The sequence below is a fragment of the Nostoc sp. DedQUE04 genome (assembly GCF_034530995.1).
Lineage (GTDB): Bacteria > Cyanobacteriota > Cyanobacteriia > Cyanobacteriales > Nostocaceae > Nostoc.
In genome coordinates this window covers 166980-173966 of record NZ_JAVRCA010000014.1, presented here as the reverse complement: position 1 = coordinate 173966, position 6987 = coordinate 166980, and the positions used below count along the sequence as shown (strand labels likewise).

The following is a 6987-nucleotide window of genomic DNA, read 5'->3' as shown; positions in this document are numbered from 1 at the left end:
ATCTCAATGGTTTACTTGCTATTTGAGTATTTCTGCCAAAACTGGATGCTCCCAGCGGAACCCTTGGTACAGTATTCTTTAACATTAGATGTCGTCAGACGTTAAGCAAGATTTTGCTGCTCGCTCCCATAGCTGATACTTCAAAAACCTCCCTCAACCCTTTTCATGCGAAATTTTTGTGCGGATTTGTTCCCATTGCTCAATCTGCTTCTGTAGTTGCAACTTGCGATCGCCCTCAACTGCACCAAGACCAGTAAACAAACCCTGATCTTTCAACTGATCGCTGTAAATAGCAATCAATTCAGCCAGTGCTTTTTTATAGCTTCCATCTCCTCCTCAGTGAAGGAATTTATATCTAGGCAAATCAGTCGTCTGCCAATTCTCTCTACAAGCTCCGACCTGCTTATATCAAAATTGGAAGCGATCGCATCTAATCCTTCAATACCAGTGGGAGTAAGAGCTAGGTTAACCCTTTTCTTCACCTCATCGTACATCTCTGGTACGTCTTTTTGTCCTTTCTGCCCTTTCTTTCCCATTAGTACCCAGCTATTACACACCTCCTAAATCATAGTCAACAGCAAGCACTACAGGTAGATTCTATAAATTGCTCAAAAATATTTAGTTATTGTGTAATACCTGAATTATTGATAATATAGGTATTGTGTAATACCTAAAACTTTGATGATAGAGGACAAAAATCCTCATAATTTTGTTTGCTGTAGAGAGAAAGGTGTGGAAGGCGATCGCCACAAACTTGAAACACTTTGGAATTTATAAAAATATTCTTTTCAGGTTTCAACATAACAAAGAATCTATGCTTGGCTTTTTCCCAGCCCCTTATCCAGATGAAATTTTATACAGTATCTTGGCTCGCTACCACATTAGGAGTGGTAACACAAGTCCAAAAATAACTCTAACAGAGCTATTTAATTCTCAAGATGTAATAGCTACTGTTGACTTACCTTCTAACCTTAATTCGTTGATTGAGAATCTACAATTTATCTCGAATTATCAAGTAGAAGATTTGATATATAAATATACCCTTTATTCTTTCTACAGTGTTTTTCTCCCACCGAAAAGAGCCAGTCAGGTGATGGACTCTATGAAAGCAGATTTCGGAGGAGATATTCATACCAGAACCGGAATTATGGCGAGTTCGTTGAAGATGCAGAGGTATCTGCGATTTTGCCCAAAATGTTTGGAAGAAGATTTGCAAAACTATGGGGAGTCCTACTGGCATAGACTACACCAAGTACCAGGGGTTCTGGTTTGCCCACTTCATGGTGTGACTTTGCAAGATAGTACAATTCCCATACAAGGTTTTAACAGGCATGAATACTATGCTGCAAGCCAAGAAAATTGTCCCGTTGTACCGATACAACAGACTTACAGTCAAGAGACTTTAAAGAAGTTGCGACTGCTGGCTCAAGATATTTCATGGTTGATAACTAGTAATCTTTTCTCTAGAGAACTAGAGTGGTTTCAAAGAAAATATATAGCTTTATTAATTGAAAAAAATTTTGCAACGGCAACCGGGCGAGTAAACCAGAAGAGACTACTAGATAATTTCTTGTTCTTTTATGGTGCTGAAGTGCTTGAGGCTGTTAACTCAATGGTGAATTACGAAAATGAGCAAAACTGGCTATTCAGCATTGTCAGGAAGCATAGAAAGTCATTTCATCCCATCAGACATCTACTCATAATTAGATTTCTGACGAATTCTATCGAGGAATTTTTCAACACGGATTACCAATATAAACCTTTTGGTGAAGGGCCTTGGCTGTGTCTAAATGCTGCGGTAGACCATTATCTCAAGCCAGTAATAACTAATCTTGTTGTCACTCACTGTTTGGATAATAAAAAGCCGTTAGGTAGTTTTTCTTGTTCCTGTGGGATGGTTTATTGCAGAACTGGCCCTGATGAAACTGATGAAGATAAGCAGCGAATTGGCAAAGTCTTGACTTACGGTCAATTCTGGGAGCAAAAGCTAAAAGAACTGGTAGAAATCCAAAAGTTAGGTTTACGAGAGACAGCAAGACAACTCAAGGTCAATTCCAGAACAGTAAAACGTTATACTGCCATACTTAAGCTAAAAACTTTTTGGAAATCTTCAGAGGAAAATCGGTTAGTAGACTTAGAAGAAGTTTTAGACTCTAATCTAAATTTAGCCAGCGATCGCAAAGTAAAATTCAGGGAAGTTTGGAAAGCTTTACAAAAGCAGTACCCAGAGGCATCGAAAACTACTCTCAGGGCATTAGCTAAGGCAACCTATATTTGGCTATACAGAAACGATAAAGAGTGGCTCAATAAAAATTCGCCTTCTTTAAAAATGCCTGTCCCTTGCGTCGGTAAAGTTGACTGGGTAGAAAGAGACAAGCAAGTTCTCGAAAAGTTAAAAAATGCTGTGCGATCGCTTCTGAGTGCAGAAAAACCCGCGAGAATAACTCTTGGCAAGATAGGCAAAGCTATTGGGTTACTGGCACTACTCGAAAAATATTTGTCAGAAATGCCAGTGACTAAGGTTTATTTAGAATCAGTGACAGAAACTGTAGAGGATTTTCAGATTCGGCGTATTAAGTGGGCAATTCAGCGGCTTGATGATTGCGGAGAAGAAATTCAGCCTTGGAAGGTGATTAGACTGGCTGCGCTACGAGAAAATTGCTCACAAAGAGTACAAGCAGCTCTAGAAAATGAGCTTTATAAGCAACCGAATTAAATTAATAACACTTTTTTGATAATAGTTTTGTTGATCAAAAGCTCCAAACAAGAAAGAGACGTGTTAAATTCACGTCTCTAAATGATAGGAAGAATACTGGGTTCTAAGCTACATCCGCGACCAGTAAGCCGTTGACAGCAACAATCAAAAGCAGTGCTGAATCAGAAGTATCACAGCAGTGTCTTTTATCGCTATTACAGGGTTGTGCTACCCATTTGCTTTCAATATTCTGGTAAAAAGTTCCCAGAAGTTGGGAACCGTTCCAAACTCGATACAGTTCTCCCAATTCATCTGGTACTGAGTCAATTTCAATTTCTGGTGCTGCTACGTCAGCTAAGTAGTCAACATATCCCTCAAACTCTGCTTGAGCCGAGGCTTGGTTGTCAAATTCATCTTGTACAATCATCTGAGTAACCTCATTGATGGGGTTTAACAAAAGGTGATCGCAATCTTTGGACGGAGGGCGATCGCCTTTGTCTTGTTACTATATTGTAATTACTTGTTATTACTAAAACAATAGCGTTACTACAAAATTTTCAAAATTCGCCACAATTAAGGTAAATAGAGTTATTACAGATTGAAAGTTTTCAGCAGAAACTAGTATGGCAAAGCGGCAGACAACGAAATTGAGCAATCAGATTATTGTCAGAATGGATGATGAGACAAAGGAAGCTTTTATGAATAAAGCTAAGGCTGAAGGCAAGACAGCCTCAGAATTGATCATGGGATGGATTCGTTCTTACATGGCTGAAGAACTCCAAGGAACTCCAGACTTAGCCAAAATGCAAGCGGACTTGGAGAATCTAAAACAACAAGTTGCTGCACTCCAAAATGAATACTTGGGAAAATTAGCAGCCTGAGAGAAGAGAACGATTCTCTCAGGCTATGGATAGATCAAATTATCAGTTCTGCCCCTAAGAACCCAAAAAACCCGTCAGATGCCTGACGGGTTTAGTTTTGTTAAGGAGATTAACTATGGGAAGAGGCACAGTTACTACAAGTAATAACTATGTATTAACTATAAATAAGACTGCGATCGCACTCAAATCCGTTAACCCACAAGACTTTCCCTGACTTCGCTGGGTGTAACTTAATGCTTTACCTCATTACTATCTAACAAGTTTATCTACCTCAACTTTATTCTTGTTCAAATCCCTGATTACTAAATTTGAGAACCCGACAATTCTCGCTGACTGTGCGAATCACGTTCTCTGGAACTCCTTCAGGGACAGTGACCTAAAGTTCTAAGGTAATTTCTACTTCAGCATCTACTAAACTACTGAGGTGTTGAATAACCTCGTCTGCTATCTGTCCTATGTCACGTCTTAGCCGCAATGCGTCCAATTTGACTGAACCATAGAAACGTTTTGGTGGAACTATGACAGCAGAGGAAGCATTATCTGTTATTACAATGTCAATAGTTTTTTCTTTTTCAATCTTGTAGCTTCCTGTTTTTTCTTTAAATCCTGGTGGAGTTACTTTAGCAGCAGCATCTGCCTCAAACTGGCGTTGCGCTACTTCTGGCTTAACTATCAGATTTTGACTGCTAAGGGTTACGGTAATGTGTTCAGCTGCTTTCAAACCAAGATAACGTCCTTTGGATTCATCCCAGCCAGTGGCATAAGCAAAGTTTTCATTCCACAGTAACGCTGCAACTCCTTCTGCGATCGCGCACAGAGCGATACCTATAAAACCGACTGTTGTCAAAAAAACCGTATTCTAAAATACATTTTTTAGAATACTCCTTCAGCAACTATAAATAAGTAAAACTAATTAATAACCGAAAAAGTTAAGGTAACGCGCCTACTAAAAGATAGTTCTGGATATGTAGTATGCAATTTGTGTAAAGTAAAGTATGGAGGTAAAGAAGCAAAATTGAGAATTATTTAGTTGGGTTATGAATGCAACGGAGCCAGTTCTAACTGATAGTAAAACCTTAAACGAAGTAGTTAACTGTTTAACAGAACATATTCCAATTCAAACTCAAGGAAAGTGTGAAAAAAAAATATCTTTGAGATTTTAATTCGAGCAGCCACCCAAAGCGATAGTATCGAAAACACAACGAAAGTCTTAAAGTTGGATTTATCTAGTCTGGCATTATCTCAGCCGTTTAAAAAAAAGTTCAAGACAAGTTTTCTCCCATCTATTTACCCTTAAACAAATGCTTGAGTTTTTAGGTCAAGCAGTAGACCGCAATTATGGAGTTGCCTGTGAAATTTACTTGCCATCTGGCTGATTTTGGTTGATTTTGGGGTTTATTGATAATTTAATCTTATCATTTAGCCAAGCAATCAGCTTTTGTATATTTCCCCCGAAAACGGTATCACAGGCTACCATGTTTTAGCGAGCGCCAAACTTTTCGGTCTACTGAATTTTGGCTTCTGGTATTCCCAAGCAAAAATCAAGAACTGGTAAGGCTTCTGGAAAACTTTTCGGTCTACTGACTTTGCTGCTCCTGAAAATCAAGATTTAGGAGTTGTCAAAGCCTTACGAAAACAAGTCTCCAGGCTGGATTTATCCCCTTTTCCTGCACCCTCTTGACAAATGTGCAATTACTTAACCTCTCACGAATGGGTTACATGGGTACATTTATGCAAATATAAAAGCCTGTATTGCTCTCAACACAGGCTTTTGAGGTCTATTTAGTACATTCGTACAGAGGGAAGTTCAGCTTAACCTCTCACGGATGACCCAAGAGCGATCGCAAAAGTTTTCGGTCTACTGAATATTCAAATTGACATGCACAATCATATCGTTGAAATCTTTGTCACCACCATTTGCTAAATCCTCAAAACCAAAGGTGTTATTTTCTAGCAGACGAATGTGATCTGTCTTGTCTGAGTTAGCACCCAAAAATGCGAAGTATATTGCTGGATTGTTATTCGCATTGCTATCAAGAATGGCATCAGGTCTACCATTAACAATAATAAACGGTGCATACAGAGAATCAGGTGCGATATTCCCAGAGTAACTTGCTGTACCTTGGTTATTCCCCGTCAAGTCTATACCTGCAACACTTCCACGGATAGCAGCTTCGGCATAACCAGCTTGCCCTACGAGAATATCTGCTGTACCATCCCCGTTGGTGTCGATACCACCATTTGTATCAGCCACTTTATAGAAACCGATAACATCATCGTATGCAGCTTCTCTATTGACTACAAAATCAGCTTTTACCTGTTGTGTCACACCACGTAAATCAAGGAGTTCTCCTTGTTGGTTTCCTTGTAAACCTGTACCCAAAGGCAAATTTTTATCTGTTGCCTGAATGTTGAACATCAAATCCTTGAATTCACTGCTGTTGCTAGCTTTCCAAGACAAGGAGAAGTTATTATTACCTGAGCTTGTAACTTTAAGATTTGTCGGATCGGAAATCAGTACATCTGTAACAGCAGCTTGTCCAGCCAAGATATTATCTATGGTATTATCGCGTACTAAGTAAAATTTTAGCTGTTCGCCAGAAGTAAATTCCGACAAACTAGCTAAATCAGCATTGAATCCAATTGGATACTTGGTAAGTGAGGAGAGAATCACCTTGGATCGTTTCAAAGCTGCTTCCACGTAACCAGGATCGCTAGAGGCAATACCTTGAATTCTCCCTTGTTCATCATCTACAGCAAATACTCCCAATTCATAAACATGATTAGAACTTTGTCCTGTCAGTTGGACTGAAAGTGTTGCTTTTTCGCTATTACCTTTACCTTTAATAGTAAAGATATCGTTATTAGCATTCTTTATCAGGGTTGGTATGTCGTTAATACCTCCAGAAGAAGTACCACCTCCAGAAGAAGTACCACCTCCAGAAGAAGTACCACCTCCAGAAGAAGTACCACCTCCAGAAGAAGTGCCACCCCCAGAAGAAGTACCACCTCCAGAAGAAGTGCCACCTCCAGAAGAAGTACCACCTCCAGAAGAAGTACCACCTCCAGAAGAATTGCCACCTCCAGAAACTAATGGATCGGTGATGTTAGCAGTGACTGTGATGGGATTGAGTCCAAGCAAAGAGACACCATCGATTGCAATTGTGGCGCTGATTATACCTTTGTTATCAGTATCAGCTTCTGTCTTACCATCATCAATGGCGCTGACGGCGACGGATAAGTTTTCGGTAGATTTAGTTGTGTCGATAGCTATAGCAACCGGATTATTTGAACCGTTTAAGTTCAGTTGACCATCGGAATTACTAAGGATGACCTCAGCTTTAGCTCCCGGCAAGAGTACACCACCCGGCAAGAGCGCAAGGAGGTCAGTTACATTAACACTCACCCCTA

Annotated in this window: 7 protein-coding genes; 2 read left to right on the top strand and 5 right to left on the bottom strand. The window is 39.7% G+C overall.

Annotated elements, in window-relative coordinates; translation table 11 throughout:
* Nucleotides 1-153: 153 nt before the first annotated feature.
* Together RM049_RS12970 and RM049_RS12965 are read right to left on the bottom strand one after the other, a co-directional pair.
* On the bottom strand, nucleotides 154-300 hold the full coding sequence (locus RM049_RS12970) for a hypothetical protein (protein WP_322687522.1): 147 nt from the start codon (nucleotides 298-300) through the stop codon (nucleotides 154-156).
* Nucleotides 297-536, bottom strand: a complete 240-nt coding sequence (locus RM049_RS12965) for a hypothetical protein (RefSeq protein ID WP_292736648.1) — start codon at nucleotides 534-536, stop codon at nucleotides 297-299. Before RM049_RS12965 ends, RM049_RS12970 begins: the two co-directional genes overlap by 4 nt.
* A 173-nt stretch (nucleotides 537-709) precedes the next feature.
* Between RM049_RS12965 and RM049_RS12960 the strand changes: the two genes are divergently transcribed.
* The gene (locus RM049_RS12960) at nucleotides 710-2716 is read left to right on the top strand and encodes a TnsD family transposase (protein WP_322704443.1); all 2007 of its coding nucleotides are present in this window, start codon (nucleotides 710-712) and stop codon (nucleotides 2714-2716) included.
* A 103-nt stretch (nucleotides 2717-2819) separates the two neighbouring features.
* Here RM049_RS12960 and RM049_RS12955 read toward each other — a convergent pair whose 3' ends face one another.
* Complete coding sequence (locus RM049_RS12955; protein WP_322687519.1) at nucleotides 2820-3122, bottom strand: hypothetical protein; 303 nt, start codon at nucleotides 3120-3122, stop codon at nucleotides 2820-2822.
* 196 nt (nucleotides 3123-3318) lie between these two features.
* Here RM049_RS12955 and RM049_RS12950 point away from each other — a divergent pair, with 196 nt between their 5' ends.
* The gene (locus RM049_RS12950) at nucleotides 3319-3576 is read left to right on the top strand and encodes a hypothetical protein (RefSeq protein WP_094343937.1); all 258 of its coding nucleotides are present in this window, start codon (nucleotides 3319-3321) and stop codon (nucleotides 3574-3576) included.
* A 376-nt stretch (nucleotides 3577-3952) separates the two neighbouring features.
* Here RM049_RS12950 and RM049_RS12945 read toward each other — a convergent pair whose 3' ends face one another.
* Nucleotides 3953-4423: a hypothetical protein gene (locus RM049_RS12945; RefSeq protein WP_322704442.1), complete on the bottom strand. Its 471-nt coding sequence runs from the start codon at nucleotides 4421-4423 to the stop codon at nucleotides 3953-3955.
* 1011 nt (nucleotides 4424-5434) lie between these two features.
* A partial coding sequence (locus RM049_RS12940) for a DUF4114 domain-containing protein (protein ID WP_322704441.1) occupies nucleotides 5435-6987 on the bottom strand: 1553 nt, incomplete at its 5' end.

Coding starts and splice junctions, on each gene's coding strand:
- RM049_RS12965 (WP_292736648.1), bottom strand. CDS start 536: ATGGGAAAGAAAGGGCAGAAAGGACAAAAAGACGTACCAGAGATGTAC.
- RM049_RS12950 (WP_094343937.1), top strand. CDS start 3,319: ATGGCAAAGCGGCAGACAACGAAATTGAGCAATCAGATTATTGTCAGA.
- RM049_RS12955 (WP_322687519.1), bottom strand. CDS start 3,122: ATGATTGTACAAGATGAATTTGACAACCAAGCCTCGGCTCAAGCAGAG.